The organism is Streptomyces sp. NPDC053432, assembly GCF_055585365.1.
Genome location: NZ_JBVJKF010000003.1, coordinates 103,890 through 125,984, shown reverse-complemented (window position 1 = coordinate 125,984; position 22,095 = coordinate 103,890). Strand labels below are relative to the sequence as shown.

Annotated in this window: 20 protein-coding genes and 1 pseudogene; 14 read left to right on the top strand and 7 right to left on the bottom strand. The window is 70.5% G+C overall.

Translation table 11 applies throughout. The annotated features are described in order from the left end of the window. Positions 1–123 precede the first annotated feature (123 nt). Positions 124–1,581 carry a catalase gene (locus tag ACZ6Y1_RS06675; RefSeq protein ID WP_469624861.1) on the top strand — a complete coding sequence of 486 codons (1,458 nt, stop codon included), beginning with the start codon at positions 124–126 and terminating at the stop codon, positions 1,579–1,581. A 1,131-nt stretch (positions 1,582–2,712) separates the two neighbouring features. Here the strand turns inward: ACZ6Y1_RS06675 and gcl are convergent. Then, positions 2,713–4,500 carry a glyoxylate carboligase gene (gene gcl / locus ACZ6Y1_RS06670; RefSeq protein ID WP_469624016.1) on the bottom strand — a complete coding sequence of 596 codons (1,788 nt, stop codon included), beginning with the start codon at positions 4,498–4,500 and terminating at the stop codon, positions 2,713–2,715. 257 nt (positions 4,501–4,757) lie between these two features. Here gcl and ACZ6Y1_RS06665 point away from each other — a divergent pair, with 257 nt between their 5' ends. Both ACZ6Y1_RS06665 and ACZ6Y1_RS06660 read left to right on the top strand, forming a co-directional pair. Continuing rightward, the gene (locus ACZ6Y1_RS06665; protein WP_469624012.1) at positions 4,758–5,579 is read left to right on the top strand and encodes a hypothetical protein; all 822 of its coding nucleotides are present in this window, start codon (positions 4,758–4,760) and stop codon (positions 5,577–5,579) included. 71 nt (positions 5,580–5,650) lie between these two features. After that, positions 5,651–6,139 carry a glutathione peroxidase gene (locus tag ACZ6Y1_RS06660; protein ID WP_469624009.1) on the top strand — a complete coding sequence of 163 codons (489 nt, stop codon included), beginning with the start codon at positions 5,651–5,653 and terminating at the stop codon, positions 6,137–6,139. An 88-nt stretch (positions 6,140–6,227) separates the two neighbouring features. Here ACZ6Y1_RS06660 and ACZ6Y1_RS06655 read toward each other — a convergent pair whose 3' ends face one another. Together ACZ6Y1_RS06655 and ACZ6Y1_RS06650 are read right to left on the bottom strand one after the other, a co-directional pair. Continuing rightward, the gene (locus tag ACZ6Y1_RS06655; RefSeq protein ID WP_469624006.1) at positions 6,228–7,769 is read right to left on the bottom strand and encodes an AMP-binding protein; all 1,542 of its coding nucleotides are present in this window, start codon (positions 7,767–7,769) and stop codon (positions 6,228–6,230) included. 131 nt (positions 7,770–7,900) lie between these two features. Continuing rightward, positions 7,901–9,040, bottom strand: a complete 1,140-nt coding sequence (locus ACZ6Y1_RS06650; RefSeq protein WP_469624003.1) for a winged helix DNA-binding domain-containing protein — start codon at positions 9,038–9,040, stop codon at positions 7,901–7,903. Between the two features lie 779 nt (positions 9,041–9,819). Here ACZ6Y1_RS06650 and ACZ6Y1_RS06645 point away from each other — a divergent pair. The 7 genes from ACZ6Y1_RS06645 to ACZ6Y1_RS06615 all read left to right on the top strand — a co-directional run bounded on the left by ACZ6Y1_RS06645 (position 9,820) and on the right by ACZ6Y1_RS06615 (position 16,356). Continuing rightward, positions 9,820–11,043, top strand: coding sequence for an ATP-binding protein (locus tag ACZ6Y1_RS06645; protein WP_469624000.1), 1,224 nt, complete (start codon positions 9,820–9,822; stop codon positions 11,041–11,043). Beyond that, the gene (locus ACZ6Y1_RS06640) at positions 11,040–11,882 is read left to right on the top strand and encodes a roadblock/LC7 domain-containing protein (RefSeq protein ID WP_469623996.1); all 843 of its coding nucleotides are present in this window, start codon (positions 11,040–11,042) and stop codon (positions 11,880–11,882) included. Before ACZ6Y1_RS06645 ends, ACZ6Y1_RS06640 begins: the two co-directional genes overlap by 4 nt. Further along, positions 11,875–12,270, top strand: coding sequence for a DUF742 domain-containing protein (locus tag ACZ6Y1_RS06635; protein WP_469623994.1), 396 nt, complete (start codon positions 11,875–11,877; stop codon positions 12,268–12,270). The genes ACZ6Y1_RS06640 and ACZ6Y1_RS06635 overlap by 8 nt, the downstream gene beginning before the upstream one ends. A gap of 4 nt (positions 12,271–12,274) precedes the next feature. Beyond that, positions 12,275–12,835 carry a GTP-binding protein gene (locus tag ACZ6Y1_RS06630; RefSeq protein WP_030237619.1) on the top strand — a complete coding sequence of 187 codons (561 nt, stop codon included), beginning with the start codon at positions 12,275–12,277 and terminating at the stop codon, positions 12,833–12,835. 10 nt (positions 12,836–12,845) lie between these two features. After that, positions 12,846–14,222, top strand: coding sequence for a cytochrome P450 family protein (locus ACZ6Y1_RS06625; protein WP_469623992.1), 1,377 nt, complete (start codon positions 12,846–12,848; stop codon positions 14,220–14,222). 104 nt (positions 14,223–14,326) lie between these two features. Continuing rightward, positions 14,327–15,574 (top strand): cytochrome P450, encoded by a 1,248-nt coding sequence (locus tag ACZ6Y1_RS06620; RefSeq protein WP_469623989.1) that lies wholly within the window; start codon positions 14,327–14,329, stop codon positions 15,572–15,574. After that, entirely contained in the window at positions 15,571–16,356 is a 786-nt protein-coding gene (locus ACZ6Y1_RS06615; protein WP_469623987.1) for an enoyl-CoA hydratase/isomerase family protein, read from the top strand. The genes ACZ6Y1_RS06620 and ACZ6Y1_RS06615 overlap by 4 nt, the downstream gene beginning before the upstream one ends. Positions 16,357–16,571: 215 nt before the next feature. Here the strand turns inward: ACZ6Y1_RS06615 and ACZ6Y1_RS06610 are convergent, their stop codons facing one another. Together ACZ6Y1_RS06610 and ACZ6Y1_RS06605 are read right to left on the bottom strand one after the other, a co-directional pair. Beyond that, positions 16,572–17,069: an RICIN domain-containing protein gene (locus tag ACZ6Y1_RS06610; protein WP_469623984.1), complete on the bottom strand. Its 498-nt coding sequence runs from the start codon at positions 17,067–17,069 to the stop codon at positions 16,572–16,574. 100 nt (positions 17,070–17,169) lie between these two features. After that, positions 17,170–17,805, bottom strand: a complete 636-nt coding sequence (locus ACZ6Y1_RS06605) for an NlpC/P60 family protein (RefSeq protein ID WP_469623981.1) — start codon at positions 17,803–17,805, stop codon at positions 17,170–17,172. 371 nt (positions 17,806–18,176) lie between these two features. Between ACZ6Y1_RS06605 and ACZ6Y1_RS06600 the strand changes: the two are divergent. After that, a pseudogene (locus ACZ6Y1_RS06600) lies at positions 18,177–18,416 on the top strand (helix-turn-helix domain-containing protein); the annotation flags it as partial. A 261-nt stretch (positions 18,417–18,677) separates the two neighbouring features. Then, a complete protein-coding gene (locus ACZ6Y1_RS06595; protein WP_469624858.1) occupies positions 18,678–19,064 on the top strand; it encodes an RICIN domain-containing protein in 387 nt (128 codons plus the stop codon). Between the two features lie 52 nt (positions 19,065–19,116). Here ACZ6Y1_RS06595 and ACZ6Y1_RS06590 read toward each other — a convergent pair whose 3' ends face one another. Further along, positions 19,117–19,251: a hypothetical protein gene (locus ACZ6Y1_RS06590; protein WP_469623978.1), complete on the bottom strand. Its 135-nt coding sequence runs from the start codon at positions 19,249–19,251 to the stop codon at positions 19,117–19,119. A 98-nt stretch (positions 19,252–19,349) separates the two neighbouring features. After that, entirely contained in the window at positions 19,350–20,366 is a 1,017-nt protein-coding gene (locus tag ACZ6Y1_RS06585; RefSeq protein WP_469623975.1) for a glycoside hydrolase family 43 protein, read from the bottom strand. 368 nt (positions 20,367–20,734) lie between these two features. Here ACZ6Y1_RS06585 and ACZ6Y1_RS06580 point away from each other — a divergent pair, with 368 nt between their 5' ends. Both ACZ6Y1_RS06580 and ACZ6Y1_RS06575 read left to right on the top strand, forming a co-directional pair. Then, on the top strand, positions 20,735–21,379 hold the full coding sequence (locus tag ACZ6Y1_RS06580) for a phenylalanine--tRNA ligase beta subunit-related protein (protein WP_469623969.1): 645 nt from the start codon (positions 20,735–20,737) through the stop codon (positions 21,377–21,379). Continuing rightward, positions 21,376–22,089 (top strand): hypothetical protein, encoded by a 714-nt coding sequence (locus ACZ6Y1_RS06575; protein WP_469623964.1) that lies wholly within the window; start codon positions 21,376–21,378, stop codon positions 22,087–22,089. Before ACZ6Y1_RS06580 ends, ACZ6Y1_RS06575 begins: the two co-directional genes overlap by 4 nt. Positions 22,090–22,095 lie beyond the last annotated feature (6 nt).

Here is a 22,095-nt window from a genome sequence, read left to right as displayed (position 1 = left end):
GCCGTCCGGATCACCTCTCCTCAACTTTGTTCAACAAACTGTTGACGGTTGGTTCACGCCGAAATTAGGCTCCGCATGGCGGAAGACACTTTCCGTCAGCAGTTACCCGTACGGAAGGTCACCATGTCGAAGCGCACGCTGACGACCGAGTCCGGCGCCCCGGTCGCCGACAATCAGAACTCCGCCACCGCCGGCGTCGGTGGCCCCCTGCTGATCCAGGACCAGCAGCTGATCGAGAAGCTTGCCCGCTTCAACCGGGAGCGCATCCCGGAGCGCGTGGTGCACGCCCGCGGTTCCGGCGCGTACGGCTACTTCGAGGTGACCGACGACGTCACCGCGTACACCAGCGCCGCGTTCCTGAACACGGTCGGCAAGAAGACCCAGACCTTCCTGCGGTTCTCCACCGTGGCGGACTCGCTCGGTGGCGCGGACGCCGTCCGTGACCCGCGCGGCTTCGCGCTGAAGTTCTACACCGAAGAGGGCAACTACGACCTCGTCGGCAACAACACCCCGGTGTTCTTCATCAAGGACCCGATCAAGTTCCCCGACTTCATCCACTCCCAGAAGCGCGACCCCTTCACGGGCAAGCAGGAGCCGGACAACGTCTGGGACTTCTGGGCGCACGCCCCCGAGGCGACGCACCAGATCACCTGGCTGATGGGTGACCGCGGTATCCCGGCGTCGTACCGTCACATGAACGGCTACGGCTCCCACACGTACCAGTGGACCAACGAGTCGGGCGAGGCCTTCTTCGTCAAGTACCACTTCAAGACGAACCAGGGCATCCGCTGCCTGTCGTCCGAGCAGGCCGCCGAGATCGTCGGTTCCGACGCCAACTCGCACCAGACCGACCTGCTGCAGGCCATCGAGCGCGGTGTGAACCCCTCGTGGACCCTGTACGTGCAGATCATGCCCGCCGCCGAGGCCGCGGACTACCGCTTCAACCCGTTCGACCTCACCAAGGTGTGGCCGCACGCGGACTACCCGCTGCAGCGCGTGGGCCGTCTGGTCCTCGACCGCAACCCGGACAACGTCTTCGCCGAGGTCGAGCAGTCCGCCTTCTCCCCGAACAACTTCGTTCCGGGCATCACCGCTTCGCCGGACAAGATGCTCCAGGGCCGTCTGTTCGCGTACGCCGACGCCCAGCGCTACCGCCTCGGTGTGAACCACACCCAGCTGCCGGTCAACGCCCCGAAGGCGACGAAGGCGGAGAACTACGGCCGCGACGGCGTCATGGCGCTGCGCAACGGCTCGCGCCACGACAAGAACTACGAGCCCAACTCGTACCAGGGTCCGGCCGAGACCGGTCTCGCACTCGGCGCCCCGGCGGCCGTCTCCGGCTACACGGGCACCCACGCCGCCCCGGCCCACACCAAGGACGACGACTTCTTCCAGGCCGGTGAGCTCTACCGCCTGATGTCGGAGGCCGAGAAGCAGCGTCTGGTGGCGAACATCGCCGGCGGCCTGTCTCAGGTCACCCTCGAGGACGTCATCGAGAAGAACCTGGCTCACTTCCACGCCGCCGACGCCGACTACGGCCGTCGCGTCGAGGAGGCCGTCCGCGCCCTGCGCGACGCCTGAGAGCCGCAAAGCTGTACCGGGGGCCTGACGGGAGGTCAGGCCCCGGGTACCGAGCCCGACCCGCTTACCCGGATGAGGGGTGGTACGCGGTGAGGGCAGGACGAGGACCGTGGCGAGCGTGCGAGCCAGTGCGGTGGTAATGGGTTCCGAGGCCCGTCTCTTGACCTGAGGGAGACGAAGCCGGAGTTCTCGTCGCCGTTCGCCACGGTCCCAGCCAACTCCTTCTCCTCGTACGGGGGCTACGCACAGAGTCCCCCGCACGAGGCGAAGGAGCCTCCTACTCCGCCCGGTGGTGCGAACGTCCTGTCGCGCCAGCCTCGCACCGTCGGGCGGTACCAGCCAGAGCGCCGAGTCACGGACGGTCCCGTGACTCGGCGCTTTGCCGTTCCCAGCAGGATCCCTGCCACAGCGCATGCCCCTGACCCCGGGTGCCGCTGCCGTCGACCCCGGCGGAACTCCCTGCCGCCCGGCTCGCCTGAAACGTCTCCCGGCCTGACACGGGCCTGCGGGCGCCTCACCGGAAGCAGTCCTCCCCGGCTCGGTCTCCGGCGTCGCGGTCGACGGCGACCGGCATGCCGAGGAAGAACCGGCTGGCACCCGCGCCTCCTTCGGGGTCACGAGGACGAATAGCGCGAGCACGTCCGGAGCGGCGCGCAGACCGCCACGGACAGTTCCGTGCGCCCGGGGTCGCAGGCGCCCTCCTGCCAACCCGGTCGGCCGCGCACCGGCCAGGTGTGGACGGTGATCGCGCCGTGGATGGGGGCCGGCTCCAGCGGGCCCCGCCGCCGCGCCCGGTCGACCGGATCAACTCGCCCTGCCCGGCCAGGGCCCGGCGAACCCGTCGCCGCCCCGTCCCTCCCCCGGTCCCCGCGCCCCGGTCCCCCGTTCCACCCGGCCACCTCACTCTCCAGCAGCCCTGCCACGGCCGTGGCAGGGGCCGGGCAGGGCCCCGGCCAGGCTCCTCCGCCGGGCCGTCCCGCCACGGGCGGTGAGGGCCGACGCATGTGACGGAGCCCCGGACGGGCGAGCCGTACGGGGCGGGTGGGGGCCGGCTGCGCCGGGGGGCCGGAACGCGGAGCGACCCCCGCCCTCCTTGCGGAGGGGCGGGGGTCGCTCCGTACAGCGGGGTGATCAGACCTGGAGGGACTTGATCGCGGTCGGGGCGTGGCCCGGCTCGGTCGCGAGCTCTTCGAACTCGGTGACGTCGCTCATGTCGACCGTCTTGCTCATGGCGATGTTGGTGACGCGCTCCAGGATCGCCTCGACGACGACCGGGACCTGGAACTCCTGCGCCAGCTTCTTGGCCTCCTCGAACGCCTCGCCCAGCTTGTCCGGGTCGGTGACGCGGATGGCCTTGACACCCAGGCCCTCGGCGACCTTGACGTGGTCGACGCCGTAGACGCCGATCTCCGGGGTGTTGATGTTCTCGAACTCGAGGTTGACCTCGAAGTTGATGCCGAGGCCGCCCTGCGCCTGGCGGATCAGACCCAGGTAGGCGTTGTTCACGAGGACGTGGACGTAGGGGACCTTGTGCTGGGCGGCGACCGCCAGCTCCTCGATCATGAACTGGAAGTCGTAGTCACCGGAGAGGGCGACGACCGGGACGTCCGGCTGCGCGGTGGCGGCGCCGATGGCGGCCGGGATGGTCCAGCCGAGCGGGCCGGCCTGGCCGCAGTTGACCCAGTGGCGCGGCTTGTAGACGTGCAGGAACTGCGCGGCCGCGATCTGGGAGAGACCGATGGTGGTGACGTAGCGGGTCTCCGGGCCGAACGCCTTGTTCATCTCCTCGTAGACGCGCTGCGGCTTCATGGGGATGTTCTCGAAGTGCGTGCGGCGCTGCAGGGTGGCCTTGCGCTCCTGCGCGGAGGCGGCCCAGGCGGAGAAGTCGGGGAGCTTGCCCTCGGCCTTCCACTCCTTGGCGACCTCGATGAAGAGCTCCAGGGCGACCTTGGCGTCGGAGGCGATGCCGAAGTCGGGGGCGAAGATCTTGCCCAGCTGGGTGGGCTCGATGTCGACGTGGACGAACTTCCGGCCCTTGGTGTAGGCGTCCAGGTTGTAACCGGTGTGACGGTTCGCCCAGCGGTTGCCGATACCGATGACGGTGTCCGACTCGAGGAAGGTCGCGTTGCCGTAGCGGTGGGCGGTCTGCACCCCGACCATGCCGGCGGCCAGCTCGTGGTCGTCCGGGATGGTGCCCCAGCCCATGAGCGTGGAGATGACCGGGATGCCCGTCAGCTCGGCGAACTCGACCAGCAGGTCGGAGGCGTCGGCGTTGATGATGCCGCCACCGGCGACGATCAGCGGACGCTCGGCCTCGAGGAGGAAGCTCAGCGCCTTCTCGGCCTGGGCGCGGCTGGCCTGCGGCTTGTAGACCGGCAGCGGCGTGTAGGTCTCGGGGTCGAACTCGATCTCGGTCAGCTGGACGTCGATCGGCAGGTCGATGAGGACCGGGCCCGGACGGCCGGAGCGCATCAGGTGGAACGCCTGCTGGAAGACACCCGGGACCTGAGCGGCCTCGAGGACCGTGGTGGCGGCCTTGGTGACGGGCTTGGCGATCGTCGCGATGTCGACGGCCTGGAAGTCCTCCTTGTGGAGCTTCGAGACCGGAGCCTGACCGGTGATGCAGAGGATCGGGATCGAGTCCGCGATGGCGGAGTACAGGCCGGTGATCATGTCGGTGCCGGCCGGGCCCGAGGTACCGATGCAGACGCCGATGTTCCCGGCCTGGGCGCGGGTGTAACCCTCCGCCATGTGCGAGGCACCCTCGACGTGGCGGGCCAGCGTGTGGGCGATCCCGCCCACGTTCTTCAGCTCGCGGTAGAACGGGTTGATCGCAGCACCGGGCACGCCGAACGCTTGTTCGACACCCTCAAGCTTGAGGATCTCAACTGCAGCGGCGGCGGCTGTCATACGAGGCATCAGGTTCTCCTGCGGGTGTGGCGGTCAGGCTTTTTCCGTAATCCGGAAGTTTTGTTCTGCTATACGGAACAAGCTAAGCGGCGGGTCCCCGCACGTCAAGGCGGTAGGCCTGCACGGAAACCACCAAAAGCCGCGTCTCGCTCGGTGAGTTACACAAATGACCGGGCCGTCGACCGGAAATGCCCCCTCTCCTGCCCCGGTGGTCGCCGGTGGTGGAGCATGGACCTACGCACAGCGACGGAAGGGGTCCAGGTCTCATGGCGGAAGCGGTACCGGTGCGCTGCCCGGCGTGCCTGCGCGAGAACGGCTACACCGCCCCGGTCTACCCGTGCGCCTGCGGGAGCCCGGTCCATCCGCCGCTGGACCTGTCGGCGCCGCCGCTGCCGCTGACCCATCGCACCTGGTCGGACAGCTGGGTGACGGTGCGCTGCGCGGCCTGCGGCCGGGAGAGCGAATGGCCGCACCCGGAGGTGGGGTGCGGCTCGTGCGGCACGGTGGTGCTGCTGCCGGTGCACCCTGTGGAGGACGGGGAACCGGCCCGGGGGCCGGACGCCCGTACGGGGAGGACGGAGGACGGGGCGGAGGCGTCGCCCTCGGGCGTGCCCGCGCACCCGGAGGAGGGCGGAACGGCCGCCGGGCGGCGGCCGGCGGCGGAGGGGCCCGCGGCCCAGCCCGCGCCGGTGCCGGTCCCGCGCCCGGCCTTCCGACCGGTGACCATCCGTACGGCCCGGGACGCGGTGGCCACGGCCGCGCTGTACCTGCGCTGGCTGGGCTTCCAGGACGTACGCCAGCCCGACGGCCGCCCGATCCCCTCGGCGGCCGTGGACCTGCGGGCGCCGGGCCTGGTCGCCCAGGTCGACCCGACCACCGCGCCGGCCGGGCTGCGGGCGGTGGAGTGCGTATGGCTGAACGGGCTCACCGCGTCCGCGACCAGCGTCTACTTCGCGCTCGCCGGGTACACGGAGGCGGCCCGGGCCCGCGCGGACGACCTGGGGATACCGCTCTTCGTCATGGACCTCACGGGCATGCCGCAGCCGGTGAACGACCCGGCGGACGAACTGGTCGGCGCGGGAGCTTAGCCTTTCGCCTTAGCCTTTCGCCTTGATCACATCGATCCCTTCGAGCCGTTCCTTCCTGCCGAGGAGAGTCCATGAGCCTGTACGACATCCCGCTGACCACCCTGGGCGACGAGCCCACCACCCTGGGAGCCCACAAGGGCAAGGCGATCCTGCTGGTGAACACCGCCTCGCAGTGCGGGCTGACCCCTCAGTACTCGGGACTGGCCCGCCTGCAGTTCACGTACGAGGCGAAGGGCTTCACCGTCATCGGCGTGCCCTGCAACCAGTTCGGCGAGCAGGAGCCCGGCACCGCCGAGGACATCCAGACCTTCTGCGCGGCGGGCTTCGGCGTCACCTTCCCGATGCTGGAGAAGTCCGAGGTCAACGGTGAGAACCGGCACCCCCTCTACCAGGAGCTGGTGAAGTTCGCGGACGCGGACGGCGAGGCGGGGGACATCCAGTGGAACTTCGAGAAGTTCCTGATCTCCCCCGCCGGTGAGGTCGTGGCGCGCTTCCGCCCGCGCACCGAGCCCGAGGCCGACGAGGTCATCGCCGCGATCGAGGCGAACCTGCCGGGCTGACCCGCCCGGCCCGTGGCGCATCACCGCAGGCCGGCCGGACCGGCCGCGGTGAGCTCCACCCGCGGCGGGGCGGGCCGGCGACCCGGGGTCAGTTGACGCCGCGGTCGAGGTCCGCCCAGTACGGCTCGCGGAGCTTGAACTTCTGGATCTTGCCGGTGGCCGTGCGCGGGATGGCGGCGCGGAACTCCACCGACGTCGGTGCCTTGTAGCCGGCCATCCGCTGCTTGCAGTGCGCGATGATCTCGGCCTCGTCCGCCGTGCCGCCCTCGGCGAGGACCACCAGCGCCTTGATCGTCTCGCCCCACTTCTCGTGCGGCACGCCGATGACGGCGACCTCGGCGACCGCCGGGTGGCTGAAGATCGTGTCCTCCACCTCGATCGACGAGACGTTCTCGCCGCCGGTGATGATCACGTCCTTCTTGCGGTCGGAGATCGTCAGGTGCCCGTCCTCCTCGTCGAGCGTGCCGCCGTCGCCGGTGTGGAACCAGCCGCCCTCCAGCGCCGCCGAGGTCTCCTCGGGCTTGTCCCAGTAACCGTCGAGCACGACGTTCGACCGGGCCAGGACCTCGCCGCCCTCGGAGACCTTCAGCTTGACCCCCAGCGCGGGCAGCCCGGCACGGGACAGCTTGTGCGCCCGCTCCTCCGCGGGCAGGCCCGCGTCGGCGGGCCGGGCACGGTTGAAGGTGAGGAGCGGGGAGGTCTCGGTCAGGCCGTAGATCTGGGTGAACTCCCAGCCCAGCACCTCGTCCACCCGCTGGATCATCTTGCTCGGCGGCGGGGCGCCCGCGCAGACGATCCGTACGCGGTCACGGCCCGGGATCTCGCCCTCCCAGCCGGCCGCCGCGTCGAGGACCGCGTTCCACACCGCGGGCGCGCCGCACATGAGCGTGACGCCGTGCTCGTCCACCCGGCGGAGGATCTCGGCGCCGTCCACCTTGCGCAGCACGACCTGCTTCACGCCGAGGCCTGCCATGACGTACGGCATGCCCCAGCCGTTGCAGTGGAACATCGGCAGCGTGTGCATGTACACGTCGCGCTCCCACACACGGGTGTGCAGCCCGAAGGTCAGACCGTTGACCCAGATGTTGCGGTGGGTGAGCTGCACGCCCTTGGGCCGGGCGGTGGTGCCCGAGGTGTAGTTGATCGTCGCGGTGGCGTCCTCGTCCGGCCTCGACCACGGGCGCGGCTCGACGCCGAAGCGCATGAGCTCGCTCTCGGTCTGCGCGCCGAGCACGAACCGGTGGCGCGCCTTGACCCCGGCGAGCGCCGCGTCCAGTTCCGGATCGACCAGCAGGACCGACGCCCCGCTCTGCCGGACGACGTACTCGATCTCCTCCGGCTTGAGACGGAAGTTGACCGGCACGCAGATCCGGCCGCTCATCGGCACCGCGAACAGCAGCTCCAGCAGCCGCGAGGAGTTGTGGCTGACCACGGCCACCCGCTCGCCCTCCCCGACCCCGAGCCGGTCGAACCCGGCCTGCCAGGCCCGGACCCGTTCGCCCAGCCGCCCGTACGTCGACACGGGCACGGGCGGGGCGGGCTGGTCGGGCTCGTCGACCACGCCGGGGCTGGAGGAGAACCCCAGTTCGGCCCGGTCGAGGAAGTCCGCGACGGTCATCGGAATCCGCATTGCTCTCTCTCCTGCGTATCGGGACAACCGCACGACCACTCGGCTGCCGCGTGACAACGGACGACACGACGGACGACAGCCGTCATGGCAGGCATCGTGCCCCGTCGGGGGGACACGCCACCAGGCTGCCGTCAGCCCCGGATTGACGCGAACCGGACGCCGGAACCGCCTCCGTCGACCATCTCCCCGATCATGGACTCCCCCTCGGCGACGATCTCCGCCCGACGCGCCCCGGACTGCTTCTCGTCGAACAGCTCGACGGTGAGCAGCCCGTCGTCGAGCTTCCAGAGCCCCGCGAGGAACCCGTCGACGAGGAGCACGCAGTGCGCCTGGTTGCCGGTCCAGGAACGCCCCCTGCCCTCGGGGGTGATCACCCGTCCGCGGTCGGCGTGCGAGAGCAGCAGGTTGTCGAACTCGGGCAGGAAGCGGGGCGGAGCCGGCGTGTCCTCCTCGGGCCGGGGCGCGTCGGGCAGATCGAACAGCTCCACGCCGTTCTCGTCCCGGAACACGGCCAGTTCGGCCCGCAACCGCTCGAAGGCCCCGCGCAGCCGGGTCAGCCCGGCCCAGGTCTGCATGTCCTTGACGGAGGCGGGCCCGAAGGCGGCGAGATAACGCAGCACGACCGCGTCCAGAGCGGCCGCCCCGGACGCCTCGGACGGGCCGGACGACGCGTCCGCCCTGGAAGCGGACCGCCCGAGCCACTTCTCGACCGTCGTCAGCCGGACCTGCCCCGCCCGCCCCCACACCCCCCGCGGCGTGACCTGGACCAGCGGCAGCCTGCAACGGGCGGCGACCGACAGGGCCTGCGGGTCGGCGTGGGGCCACTCCTTGAGCAGCTCCTCCCGGATCTCGCCCATGGTGCGCGGCTCGTCCTCGACGAACGCGCGGGCCAGCCCGGCGAGCCGGTCCAGATCCACCCCCACGAGTCCCTTCCGGAAGTAGTTGACCTCCCTGTCCCGGGCGGGCTGGACCAGGGGACGCAGGGTCAGGGCGTCGTCCGCCGTGTGGGTGTGGATGGTGGAACGCATGGTGACCATGCGGACCACCTGGCGGGACTCCATGAGCCCCGCCAGCTCGGCGGGCCGGAAGCCGGCGAGGCGGGCATGGAGCTGGAAGTACGGGGGCTTCACGTTCTGCGCCTGCAGCCCGACGAGATGCGCGACGGCGTCCCCCGCCGGCATCTCGGTGCGGCTCAGCAGCAACTGGCGGGCGAGCGTGGCACGGTTCAGAGCGCGGGTGCCGAGTACGGGAGGTGCTGTCCTGGAGGCCATGACAGCAAGCTAACCCTCCTTGCGGACAACTGCTGTCCGCAAGGATCAGCCCACCCAGGCACCCACACCGGCCGACCCAGGCACCCACCCAGGCACCCACACCGGCCCACCCAGGCACCCACCCAGTCGACCCGGCGTCCGCCCGCGAGTCAGATCCGCGAGGTCGGAGCGCCCGGACCGTCGCCCCGCCGTCCGCCGCGAAGCGGCCCGGCCGACGCCGCCCCGCGACCCCTCCGGGTACACCCGCACCCGCTCCCCCGACCCCCGCAGCGTGGCCGACTCGGCCGTCTACGGCGACAGCCGCCGCATGGCCGCCCCACCACCCTCGCCGCCACCTTCCGACGGGGTGCGGGAGGAGCCCGACCCACGTCCACCCGCGGCCACGCCGCCGCCTGCCGGTGAGGCCCGTCCAGGGTTCGGTTGACGGCCTCCCGGATCGATGTGAGGAATTACTGCTCCTCTCGTGAAGAACTGCTTGACAGATCAACGAAGAGAGGGGTGGCCGATGGCGGATGCGGGGCCGAAAGACCCATGTCAACCTGCTTCTGCGACAGCCGGGTTGGGCGGATGCGGCGCCGCAGCAGGCGTCCGAGGGGGCGAAGATCCGGTGATAGCATCCCGGCATCTGTGATCTTGATCTGTTTTCACACAGATGCTGATTGTGATCGGCGTCACGCTCTCCGTGTTTCAGCAGGTGAGCCGTGCCGATCAGCAGTGTTGCGGGGCCTCGCGAGGTGTATCTGCAGCCGTCCGCACGCCATGCGCCGGGAAAGGTTTCCATGAATCGAGACGCACTTGTGTGGTGCCTGGTTGCGGTGGCGGCGATATCCGTTGCCGCGGTCGTGGCACTCGTCGCCCGCAACAGAGCGCTGGAGGCGAAGAAGGAGCACATCGAGGCCGAACTGAGGCATCAGCTGCTCACGGCAGACAGCCACCTGCACTCGTCACACGCCGAGCTGCAGAGGTTCCGTAACGAGCAGGACGCCACGCTCCGCGAAGCCAAGGAAGCGGCGGAGGAGAACACCAAGTCCGTCCTCAAGGGCGCCGCCAGCCTCCTGCAGAGCCTCGCCGCCGAGCAGACGACGCTGCTGGACGGCATCCAGCGCAAGTACGGTGGACACGCCGTCCTCAGCGACCTGTTGGACGTCAACCACGCCAACGCCCAGATGGCGCGAAAGGCCCAGGGCATCGCCGTCATGTGCGGTGCTCCGCTCGGCCGGCGCAACCGGCCCGCCAGCGTCTACGACGTGGTGCGCAGCGCACAGGGCCAGATCCGCAACTTCCACCGGGTCGCGATCATGCAGCAGACCGGTCTCGCCCTCAAGGCGTCCGCGGTCGCGCCCGTCGCGCTCGCCGTGGCGGAGCTGCTCGACAACGCCGCCAGCTTCTCGCAGCACGACGCGCCGATCGAGGTGACGTTCCAGCGCGTCCAGAACAACCTGTGCATCGTCATCGACGACGCCGGCGTCAGCATGAACGACGAGGACCGGCAGCGGGCGACCGCACTGCTCTCCGGGGAGATCGCTCCCCGCCTGTCGCAGCTCGGCACGCAGCCCAAGTTCGGTTTTCCGGTCATCGGCCTGATCGCGCGTCAGCACGGCTTCAAGGTGGACGTCACCGGAGTCTCCCGGTACGGCGGCGTCAGGGCCGTCGTCCTCTTGCCCGAGGAGCTGTGGACCATGGAGGAGATACCGCCCGTCCAGGAGGCTCCGGTCAGCAACATCCGGCGCGCCCCCGAGAGCCGGCCCCACAGTGCCCCGCCGAGCGCGCCCCAGAGCGCTCCGTCGCGCACGATGCACGGTCTGCCCAAGCGCGGCGCGCGCCAGGCACCCATCGCCAGCGTCCCCGATCCCGGCCCTCGTCCCGACACCACCTGGGCGGCGCCACGGAGCCCGGAAGAGACGGGCCGCGCTTCCGGGCGCAGCCTGGGGGCCTTCCAGCGCGGCACGCTCTCCGGCCGCAACCTTGACGCCACCTCGTTCGAAGGGCCCGAAGAGGCATGACCGCAGACCTGTCGTGGATGCTAGAGGACATCGTGCACAACGTGCCCCGCGCACGTCACGCCGTCCTGCTGTCCGCGGACGGCCTCCCTCGCGGTGCGACGGAAGGCCTGGCCGAGAACGATGTGCGCACCATCTCCGCCGCCATGGCCGGAATGCAGTCGCTCAGCCGGGCGACGGCCCACTTCGCCGGACCGGAGAAGGACCGGCAGTGGAACCAGACCATCATCGAGTTCTCGCACGGCTGGAACTTCCTGATCGGGGCGGGGCAGGGCTCGTACCTCGCCGCCGCGGCCGCGCCCGACGTGGACATGCAGCAGATCTCCTTCCGCATGCACCGGCTCGTGGCCCGGCTGGGCAACAACCTCACCTCGCCGCCGCGCGTGGGCCACGAGGACGCCGGAGGCGCGCGGGGGAACGAGCCCCGGCAGCAGAACCCCGGTGACGCGAAGTTCGTCCTCGGCGAGCTCGACCGGGTGGTGTCCGAGGTCAAGGGTGCCCGGCACGCGGTGCTGCTGGGATCGGACGGCCTTCCCCGCGGGGCGACCACCGGGATGAGCCGCGACCTGGCGGACACGATCTCCGCGGCCATGACGGGCATTCACGCCTACAGCCGGGTCACCTCCCAGTTCGCGGGGGTCGCCGAGGACGCGGAATGGCGTCAGACGGTCATCGAGTTCGAGCACGGCTGGATCTTCCTGCTGGCCGCCGGACCCGACGCCTTCCTGGCCGCCGCCGCCGAACAGGCCTGTGACATCGAGGAGTTCACCACCCGGCTGCACTCGGTGGTTCCCAGACTGACCGCGGCGACGACACCGGCGAAGGGGACAGGACATGTCTGACGGGCCCGGACAGGACGAAGAGCTGGAACTGACGTCTCCGTTAGTCCCCCTGTTCGTGATCACGAACGGGCGGGCGCTGCCCCCGGACCACGAGTACGAGCACACGACGCTCGTGACGGCGACGGGGGCGGAGAACGGACACGTCGCGGCGCGCACGCTGTCCCCGGAAGCGGGGCAGGTGATGGACCTGGTCGCGGACGGATTCCTGTCCGTGGCCGAGGTGGCGGGGCACACGCACCTGCCCCTGGGCGTCGTCCGCATCCTGCTGGCGCAGTTGGAGGAGGACAGCCTCATCCTCACGAGGACACCGATACCGCGCGCCGAACGTGTCGACAGAGAACTGGTCAGCGCCGTGCTCGAAGGCCTGAAGAATCGATTCGGAGCGTAAACGCGTGTACCTGGATCCAGATGTCTCCCACGCGGTGAAGATCCTCATTGTGGGGCACTTCGGGGTCGGCAAGACCACCTGCATCGGCAGCCTCTCCGAGATCGAGCCCCTGCGGACCGAGGAAGAGATCACCGAGGCCAGCGTGGGCTTCGATGACCTGTCGGGCACGCCCGACAAGACGACCACCACCGTCGCCATGGACTTCGGCCGGCTGACCCTCAGCGACACCCTGGTGCTCTACCTCTTCGGTACGCCCGGCCAGGAGCGCTTCAAGGAGATGTGGGAGGAGCTCTCCCGGGGCGCGCTGGGCGCGCTCGTCCTGGTCGACCCGGAGCGGCTGCACGAGTCCTTCCCCGTCCTGGACCTCGTCGAGCGCTTCGGCCTGACGTACGCCATCGCCGTGAACCACTTCGAGGGCACCACGCACTACCCGCTCGACGAGGTGCGCGAAGCGCTGAACCTCACCGACGAGACCCCTGTCGTGGAGTGCGACGTACGGGACGAGAACTCCTCGGCGCAGGCCCTCATCACCCTCGTGAAACACCTCATGTCCCAACTCGGCTAGGAGCGCAGGAATGCAACAGCCACGTGAACCCATGGAGATACCTCCCGGCTGCCCCGCGCACGGGAACCTCCAGATGTACGGCCCTGCGTTCGGAGCCGACCCCGACAGCCACTACGCGCAGCTGCGTCACTTCGGACCCAGTGCGCCCGTGGACATCGCTCCCGACGTCCAGGCGGAGCTCGTCACCAGCTACGACGCCGCCCTGTACGTCCTGCAGAACCCCGCCTCCTTCGTACGCGACTCCCGCCGCTGGAACGCCCTCAACGAAGGGCGCGTCCCGGCCGACAGCCCGGCACTTCCCATGCTGGGCTACCGTCCCAACGCCCTCTTCAGCGACGGCGCGGCCCACGCCCGGCTGCGCGGGGCGGTGACCGACAGTCTCGCGACCGTCAACGAGCACCAGCTCATCCGGCAGACGCAGCAGTCCGCCTACTACCTGATCAGCCAGTTCAGTACCGACATCCGCGGCCAGGCGGAGCTGATGGCCGAGTACGCCCAGCCGCTGCCCCTGCTGGTCTTCAGCGAACTGTTCGGCTGCCCGCCCGAGATCGGCGACCGCGTGATCGCCGGGATCAGCGGCATCTTCGAGGGGACCCCCGGCGCCGACGAGGTGCTCGGCGGGGCGCTCACGGAGCTGATCGCCCTCAAGCGGCGCCGACCGAAGAGCGACCTGACGACGCGTCTGATGGAGCACCCGGCCCAGCTGAGCGACGAGGAGGTCCTGCACCAGTTGGTCACCCTGCTCTCCGGCGGCACCGCGCCGCTGGCGGCGGCCATCGGCACCAGCAGCGCCCTGTACCTCGGGGAGGACTGGCCGGTCGGCCTCCCGGTCGAGGACGCGGTCTCCCAGACGCTCTGGAACTACGCGCCGATCGCCAACTACGCGGCCCACTACCCGACGCACGACGTCGAGCTCGGCAACAGGGTGGTCCGGGCCAACGACCCGATCCTCATCTCGTTCGCCGCGGCCAACACGGACCCCAAGCTGACCGAACACCGCGAACAGCTCAGCGCCAAGGCACACCTGGCGTTCGGGGCGGGCCCGCACGCCTGTCCCGCCAAGGACCCGGCTTTCATGATCACCGTGACGGCCGTGGAGACGCTCCTCAACCAGCTCCTCGACGTGGAGATGCGCGTCCCGTTCAAGGCGCTCACCTGGGCTCCGAGCCCGTGGAGCCGCACCCTGGTCACCCTCCCGATCCGCTTCACCCCGAAGGCCGCCCCCCAGGTGTCCACGCCGGCCGGATCGAACGCGGGCCAGGCCTCGCAGCAGCAGGCGGCGGTCTCCTCACCCGCCGAAGGCCCCTCGCGCAGGAGCACCGGAGCCGCGCAGCAGCCCAAGGGCGGCCTGTTCAGCCGTTTCCTGGCCTGGACCAGGGGCGAGTGAGCCGAGTGTGATTCTAGTAACCTCCTGAGTACTCAGTGACAGTGGATGCGCTAACGATCACGTGGGTAGGCATGGCGGCTGGTTCTCAGAAAGGAGCCGCCATCATGGGGGTTGCCACAACTCCGTCGTACGACCGCCGGGCGTCCGCCTCCCTCTTCTCCCGTCTGCGGACGGCAAGAGGGCAGGCCGACCCCTTCCCGATATACGCCGAGCTCCTCTCGCGGGGTGAGGTGGTCCCCGCCCCCTGGGGCGGCTTCGCCGTGACCGGCTTCGCCGCCTGCGACCAGGTGCTGCGCAGCCGTCAATGGCTGGAGCCCGACAGGGCGTGGCGGGAGCGCCAGGGGCCCGGGACCCGCTGGAACGCGCCCTCCTCGCGCGAGATGAGCAACACGCTCGCCGCGCTCAACGCCCCGGACCACACCAGGGTCCGCCGGGCGGCGGGCACCTTCGACCGGTCCACCGTGGAGCGCATCGGCCACAACGTGGAACGAACCGCGGGCCGCCTCCTCGACGCCTTCACCGAGCGAATACGCGCCGGGGAGGCGGACTTCTCGGAGCTCGTCTGCGAGGAGCTGCCCGTCGCCACCATAGGTGACTGGCTCGGGCTGCCGCGGGCCGACTGGTCCACCCTCCGCCAGTTGACGCACGATCAGGTCTTCACCCAGGAGCTGCTGCCGTCCGCCAGCCAGCTGGCCCTGTCGGACACGGCCACCGCCGAACTCCGGGCCTATTTCATGGAGCTGGTGCGCGACCGGCGCTCCCGTCCCGGGAACGACCCCGTCACCGGGTGGATCCGGGCGTGGGACGCGATCGAGCCCGACCGGGACAAGGCCGACGAGGCGGTCTACTTCCTGGTGCTGTTCGTCCTGCTGGCCGCCCTGGAGACCACCGCGACCCTCCTTTCGACGATGACGTTGCGGCTCGTCGAGAGCCCCGAGCGCTGGGACATGGTCGCGGACAACCCGGATCTCGTACCCGGGTTCGTTGAAGAAACGCTTCGCCACGACCCGCCCACCCACGTGATCAGCAGGGTCGCCTCGCAGGACACCGTGATGGGAGGCTTCGAGATCCGCCGCGACGAGATGGTCCACCTCATGGTCGCCGCGGCGCACCGGGACCCGGCCAGGCACGGCGACCCGGACCGGTTCGACCCCGCACGCGTGCCCGGCCACCTCGCCTTCAGCGGCGGCGTCCACTACTGCCTCGGCGCGCCGCTGGCCCGCCTCGAAGCCCAGACCCTGCTCCGCCAGCTGATCCGGCGCCTTCCCCGCCTCACCCTCGTACGCCCCCCGTCGATGGCGCCCCGTGTGGCGTTCCGGCGCCTCCTGAACCTGGACGTGGCAGTCGCATGACCGAACGCACCCCCTCCCCCGTGCGCACCCGGACCGCGCCCAAGGCGATCCGTGCCGAGCAGGACGGCCCCGTCCTGCACGTCCGCCTCAACCCCTGGGGGCAGGACGACACGCTGGACACCGCGGTCCTCGACGACTTGATCACCCTCCTCGACGACCTCCACGAGAGACCCGACGTCCGGATCCTGGTGCTGTCGTCGCTGGGTCCGGACTTCTGCCTGGGTGCCGACCGTGACGAGTACCGGGAGGCGCTGGCCGACGATCCGTCGGGGGCAGCCCTGCGGCGCATCGCCGACAAGGCGCACCGCCTGTGCCAGGCCCTGGAGAGCACCCACGCGGTCACCATCGCCCGGCTGCACGGACGGGTCATCGGCGCGGGCCTCGCCCTCGCCGCCTTCTGCGATCTGCGCGCGGGGGCCGACGACTGCCGCTTCCGCATGCCCGAGGTCGGCATAGGGCTGCCACCGGCGTGGGGCGGGGCGATGGGACGCCTGGTCTCCGAGGCCGGCGCCTCCAGGATTCGCGAGCTCATGCTCACCTGCGACGTCTTCGACGCCGGCACGGCCCACCGTATCGGTCTGCTCCACCGGACCGCCCCGCTCGACCAGCTGGACAAGGTGATCGGCTCCTGGACCGGGCCCCTCGTCCGACGCTCGCCCGAAGCACTCGTCCTGACCAAACGGATGCTGGCCGGCTACGCACGGGCGGACAGGACGGCAGACGTCACCCTGCTCGACTCCCATCTCCTGACAGCGGCTCTCCACCAGCACGCAAGGGGCTGACCCCTCCCGGCCGGATGCGGGCGCCCCGCCCGCCACGGACCCGCCGAGACGGGGGACGGCCGGGCGCCTGGGCGCCGTACGACGGGCACAGTCCCCGCGGCGAGGTGCCTGACCACTCGCGATCGCTTCGCGTCCGCGGTCCTGGCCACCAAGGCCGGCCTACGTCGGTCCGGCCGGCGGCGCCACCGCCGCCGGGATCGCTGCCGCCTACCCGTTCAGCGCCAGGTCTGGTACGGGCTCTTCTGGCTGTGGGTCCCGCACGGGAAGGTACGGAGGTGATGGGCGGGGCTGTCGTCCAGGCACAGGCCGGTCTGCTGGTTCTTCAACTCGACGGCCCCGTCGGGGTAGCGGTGCACGATCCAGCTCTGGTCCTTGGCCTTGTCGCACGGATACGGCGTGACCTTGCCCCCGGGGCCGTCGGTCAGGCACCTGCCCGTGTTGATGTTCCGCAGTTCACGGGTGCCGTCGGCCCACCGGTGGACGTTCCACTTCTGGTGGTCGTTGCCCAGGCAGGTGTACGTACGGATCCCGTGCTCGCTGTCGTCCAGGCAGGCCGACGTGGCGTCGTTGCGGAAGCTCTGGACGCTGTCGAGCGCGCTCGTCGGGGCCGCGTCGGCCTCGTGCGTGGCGGTGGCCGTAGCCAGGCCCGCGGCGAGCAGCACGCACGCGACGGTTGCCCGGAGCCTCTTCGTGGTCGTCGGAACGGTGTTCATGACTCTCTCCTCGGTCGATTGGGAGGGGTTCTGCGGATGACTGCGCGCCGGTGCGGGGCGGGGAACCACCCCGCACCGCGCGGACGGACGGAGGGACGGGTCAGCCCACGATGTTGACGGGTCGGTAGGCGTGGTAGCCGTCGCGGCCGTTCACCCCGTAGGAGTGCTGCTTCCAGCGGGTACCGACCCCGCCCGCCTGCTCGTAGGACTTGTAGGCGGTGTGGGCGTTGTTGGCCCAGCCGTCGAAGATGACGACGTGGCGGTTGTCGGGGTTGTTGCTGTTGGCCTTGATGACCAGGTCGCCGGGGGCCAGGTCCTTCATCGCGATCCGGCGCGTGTACCCGTCGTTCTTCAGCGAGACGGTGTTGGGGCCGGGCTTCGACAGTCCCAGCGCCATGGAGACGTAACCGGAGCAGTCCTGCCGGTATCCGTCCTTCCACCGCTTGTTCTGGCTGTAGGGGACGGGGCGGCCGTTGTTCGCGGTCAGCCAGGTCTTCGCCCGTGCCAGCACCTGGGCGCGGGTGATACGGGGAGCCGCCTGGACCGCGCCGGCCGGTTCGGCCTGCTCGGCCCAGGGCGCGGGGGCACCGCCCACCTCGGCGGTCGCCCACGCCGCGGACGCGGCGGATACGGAAGGAGCCGCGGGGGCGGACGGCGCAGTCAGCGCGAGGGACCCGGCGCACAGGACTGCTGTCAACGCTGCCATGCCCCAACGGCGGGTGGTCTTCTCGGACATGTGGATTCTCCTGTTTCTGTGTTCTCGCTCGTGGCGGACGGAGGCGCCGGTCCACGCGGCCGGGCAAGGGCGTCAGGACTCCATGCCGATACGGGCCGGTTCAGGCCGTGGCGGTGAAGGCTGCGAAGCCCTGGAGTCTGGGGGGGGGGGAGGGACGGTTCGGTCGCCCTCGGTGACACCCGTGCCGGAGATGCGAGGCCGCCATGCGGCGCTTGCACGGCTTGCGGGGGCCGGACGAGAAGGAGTCTGCGGGCGGCGATGCGGCCGGTGCAAGGCTGTCCCGTTTGCTTCACCGATGTCGGGATCCCTAAGGTTCTGACCTGCTGGGACATGACTGTCCCGGGACACGAAGCGGCCGACGGAGCACCAGTGTGCGGCCGTCGGAAGGGGCGAACGTGACAGGCCTCGATGGACTGAACGGCAGTGCGGCGCAGCAGCTGGGGAGTGCGCTGAAGGCTCTGCAGCGGCGATCGGGTCGCACGCTGCGTTCACTGGAATCCGAGGTGATGATCAGTGATTCGTCACTGTCGCGCTACTTGCGGGGCAGCACGGTCCCGCCGTGGTCGACCGTCCGCGACCTGTGCCGGGCCTTGGGCGCGGACCCCTCCGAGTACCGCGCCCTGTGGGAGGCGGCGGACCGGTGCCAGCCGAAACCTCCCGCGGACGCCGGTCCGCCCGCCGCTACGGAGGGTTGGTGGCGCCGTTGGCGGCGTACGGCCGGGCTGTGGGCATCGCACCGCTGGGTGTGGGCCGCGTGCGGTGCGTGCGCGGGCCTGTTGGGCGGCTGCGCTCTGGCGTTGTTCGGTCCTTGGCCGGCGGGTTCCTCACTCGGGCAAGACGCACCGGGCCGGCAGGCGGCGTCCCCCGAAGCGGTGGGAAAGGCCGGACCGCGGCTCGACGACTACAGCCGGATCTTCGTCAACCGGGTCACGGGCGACTGTCTGGACCACAGCCTCGACAAGGGCCTGCGTTCCTTCGAGCCCAACGGACTGAGTTACCAGAGGTGGACGGTCCACCCGTATCCCGACGGCACCAGCGAACTGCGCAACCACGCCACCGGCGCCTGCCTGGACAGCGGCGGCTCCGGGCTGCAGGGCGCGTCCTGCAGCAAGGCCCCCACACAGAAGTGGGTGGTCACGGCCTTGACCGACGCCTCGGTAGAGATCAGGAGCCGGACCACGGGAGCCTGTCTGGACGACGGCGACCAGGGGCTGCGGGCCGTGCCCTGCGACGGCTCGAACCACCAGAAGTGGGGCTGATCGCCGTGGAGGGTCCGCCGCGGTCCCCTCACCCGCACCAGCTGGGGCAGGCTCAGGCCACTTCCACGGAGTCGAGTTCCGCGTAGTAGTCGCCCTTGGTCAGGCGTACGGTGTTCCAGCCCCGGCGCAGGGAGACAGGCACGCTCGCCTGCTGCCAGTTGTCCCATCCGGTGTACGGGTAGTCCACCCGCCCGCCGGCCGCTGCCTTCCCGTTGACGGTGAGGCTGTGGGAGGCCGGTACCGGCCTGTCGTCGCCGTCCCGGGAACCGTTGCCGTAACGGACCGTCAGCGTGTGCGGTCCCCCGAGGCGGCGAAGACGGAGAACTCGACGAAGCTGTCGGGGTGGTCGATTCCGCCGACCGCCCGACCGTCGAGGGCCTCTGCCGCCTCACGGACGACCGCCCGGTGCACCCGTGCGGTCTCCGCCTGATGGAGTACCTTGCTGCCGCGGACGACCGGACGGCCGTCCGCGAAGCCGAGGTCGGCCGTGTACAGGAAGCGTCGCTCGGTGCCGTCATGACTCCAGCCGTGAAAGAGGATCCGGTCCTGCCCGTCCGGACCGGTCACGACGTCCTGCCCTCCGGGGCCGCGGATCGCGCCGCCGAAGGACTCGGTGGACATCAGCGGCGCCGTCGCCTTGGTATAGGGGCCGGTCAGCCGAGTGGCCACCGCGTAGCTCGTCTTGTAGTGGTGGTCGCCGTAGAAGTCGGCCGAGTAGAACAGCACGTAGCGGCCGTCACGGCGCACGAGGGTCGGGGCCTCGACCAGTTTCCCCTCCCACTCGCGGTCCTGCCCGATCAGAGCGACGGGCTCTCCCGTCGTACGGGTGCCGTCCCAGGAGACGGGCTGCAGGTGGATCCGGGTGGCCAGCTCGCAGCAGTTCCCGTCGTTCTTCCAGAGCAGGTACCGCCGGCCGTCCTCCGTATGGCTCGCGGCGTCGATGGCGCCCCCCTGCTCGGCCGGGCAGACCAGCGGTCCCTCGCCGGTGGGCTGGAACGGGCCGTCGGGTGAGGACGAGAGGGCGACACCGATGCACTGCTTGCCGCTGGCCCGGTCGCGAGCGGTGTAGTGCATGGTGAATCCACGTCCGTTGGCGAACACCTCCGGCGCCCACACGAGCGAACGCGTCGGCTCCGCCCAGTTCCCGAGGCGGGGCAGGGCGTCGGTCCCGACCGGGGACCAGTGGACCAGGTCCGTGGAGGTGGCGTGCTGGATGTTCGCCGCCTCACCGTTGGTCGCGTAGGCGTGGTAGGTGCGGCCCACCTTCACGACATCCGGATCGGGGAAGTTCCGGCCCAGCACCGGCTCCGCCGGGCCGGCTCCGGCGGGCGGCGCAGCGAGTAGGCATGCGGCGAGCAATCCGGTGGCCGTCACGGCGACCGACCTCCAGAACCGGGGTGCGGCTGTGAGGAACACCTGTCTTCTCCTTGAGCCCGGGGAGTCGCATATCAGGAGGCTGCGCCGTCCGTTCCCGTGGTCCAACGCCTTGAACCGCTACCGGTTGCGGAAGCCGGGGAGTCGGGCCGCTGCGGTGGGTGATTCGCGGTGGCATCCGTCCACATAGTGGGACTGGTCCGGACCGTACGGGCTCCGGTGGACTTGGGGGGACCGCGTCCGGCTGTTGGAATGATCAGCGAGATGCGCCCAGCAAGTGAACCGGGAGAACCCCTTTGAAAGCCCCAGCACTGAGCGCAGGAGAGAAGCCGTCCGGAGCGGCCGAGCTGACCCGTTTCGCCGCCGTCGTGGCGGCGGTGGACACCGCGGCTCTCAGCGCCCTGCTCGAACTGCGGCGCCAGGACCTGGCGTCGCGGTCCGATGATGTGTTCGAGCGCGCGTCGGAGGTCGCCGAGGTCTATGCCCGGTGGTTCGGCGCCCACGGCGTGAGCTGTCCGCTGCCCGGCCAGATCGCCACGGCCCGCCGCAAAGGACTGCCCGTGATCGGGCCTGCCGTCGACGCCCTGCTGTACGCGGAGCTGACCAGCGGCGTACTGATGGGCGTCCAGGACGCCGACGCCATCGACGGTGACCTGCACTTCGGCTGGGCGGCGCAGGGCGAGACCTTCGCCGGTTTCCGCTCCACCGTCACCTGTGCCCAGGACGAGCCCGTCGTCCGGGACGGCACCGCGATCGTCGCCTCCGTCCTCCAGGGTCCCGACCGCCGGACCAGCGTCACCAAGAGCTCCCGGCACCTGGTCTTCACCGTGTACGACGCGCCCGGTCTGAGTGCCGAGGACTTCGACGGCGCCGTACGGCTGCTGCGCGATCTCCTCAAGGACGCCGGAGCCGTCCCCGACGTGCTGGAGGTGAGACTGTGACCGGCGAGGAGCTCTCGGACGGGCCTCTGCCCAGCCGGCATCAGCGGCGCATCCTGATCTGCGTCGGCGAGCCGGAGGCGGGCGGGCACGCGGGCGGGCACGCGGGCGGCCGGCCGGACGTGTACGCGGCCACGGCGCGCTGGCAGCGCCAGTACGTCGGCGGCGTCTACGTCCGCCTCTCGGGCACCCCCGAGCAGCAGCGGGCGGTCGTGGCCCGGTTCACCGCCGCGGGGTGCACCCTGCAGGCCACCCATTTCTACCGGCCGGAGGATGTCCGGGCACTGGCGTCGCTGGCCCGGCAGCTCGAAGACCTCTCCGCCGAAGGCCTGTGCGGTGAGGGCGAGTTCGGGCCCCTGCGGGTCGCGGAGCTGCTGATGGTCGGCGCTACCGACGTCGTCGGACCGTACCCGCAGCGGTACATGGCCGCCGCGCGGGCCGCGGCCTCTTACGTCAACGACCGGCTCGGCGAGGCCTGGCTGGCACTACCCATGGTGACGACGGCCGAGGGGGTGTCGCGTGCGGCCGGGGGACCGCACGCGCACGAGGGTCAGGGCAGCCGGACGGGCTTCACCCCGGACGAGCTGGAAGACCACTTCGCCGACACGGCGAGGGCGCTGGCTGCCGAGACCGAGAGCCGCCTGGAGGTCCTGGGCCGCCTCCCGGTGCGCGGAGAGACCGTTCCGTGTCCGGCGGCGGCCCTCTCCGAATGACCCGGC

Excerpts from the sequence above, each read along its gene's own strand:
- ACZ6Y1_RS06675 (WP_469624861.1), top strand. The coding sequence starts at position 124 with ATGTCGAAGCGCACGCTGACGACCGAGTCCGGCGCCCCGGTCGCCGAC.
- gcl (WP_469624016.1), bottom strand. The coding sequence starts at position 4,500 with ATGCCTCGTATGACAGCCGCCGCCGCTGCAGTTGAGATCCTCAAGCTT.
- ACZ6Y1_RS06665 (WP_469624012.1), top strand. The coding sequence starts at position 4,758 with ATGGCGGAAGCGGTACCGGTGCGCTGCCCGGCGTGCCTGCGCGAGAAC.
- ACZ6Y1_RS06660 (WP_469624009.1), top strand. The coding sequence starts at position 5,651 with ATGAGCCTGTACGACATCCCGCTGACCACCCTGGGCGACGAGCCCACC.
- ACZ6Y1_RS06655 (WP_469624006.1), bottom strand. The coding sequence starts at position 7,769 with ATGCGGATTCCGATGACCGTCGCGGACTTCCTCGACCGGGCCGAACTG.
- ACZ6Y1_RS06650 (WP_469624003.1), bottom strand. The coding sequence starts at position 9,040 with ATGGCCTCCAGGACAGCACCTCCCGTACTCGGCACCCGCGCTCTGAAC.
- ACZ6Y1_RS06645 (WP_469624000.1), top strand. The coding sequence starts at position 9,820 with ATGAATCGAGACGCACTTGTGTGGTGCCTGGTTGCGGTGGCGGCGATA.
- ACZ6Y1_RS06640 (WP_469623996.1), top strand. The coding sequence starts at position 11,040 with ATGACCGCAGACCTGTCGTGGATGCTAGAGGACATCGTGCACAACGTG.
- ACZ6Y1_RS06635 (WP_469623994.1), top strand. The coding sequence starts at position 11,875 with ATGTCTGACGGGCCCGGACAGGACGAAGAGCTGGAACTGACGTCTCCG.
- ACZ6Y1_RS06625 (WP_469623992.1), top strand. The coding sequence starts at position 12,846 with ATGCAACAGCCACGTGAACCCATGGAGATACCTCCCGGCTGCCCCGCG.
- ACZ6Y1_RS06620 (WP_469623989.1), top strand. The coding sequence starts at position 14,327 with ATGGGGGTTGCCACAACTCCGTCGTACGACCGCCGGGCGTCCGCCTCC.
- ACZ6Y1_RS06615 (WP_469623987.1), top strand. The coding sequence starts at position 15,571 with ATGACCGAACGCACCCCCTCCCCCGTGCGCACCCGGACCGCGCCCAAG.
- ACZ6Y1_RS06610 (WP_469623984.1), bottom strand. The coding sequence starts at position 17,069 with ATGAACACCGTTCCGACGACCACGAAGAGGCTCCGGGCAACCGTCGCG.
- ACZ6Y1_RS06605 (WP_469623981.1), bottom strand. The coding sequence starts at position 17,805 with ATGTCCGAGAAGACCACCCGCCGTTGGGGCATGGCAGCGTTGACAGCA.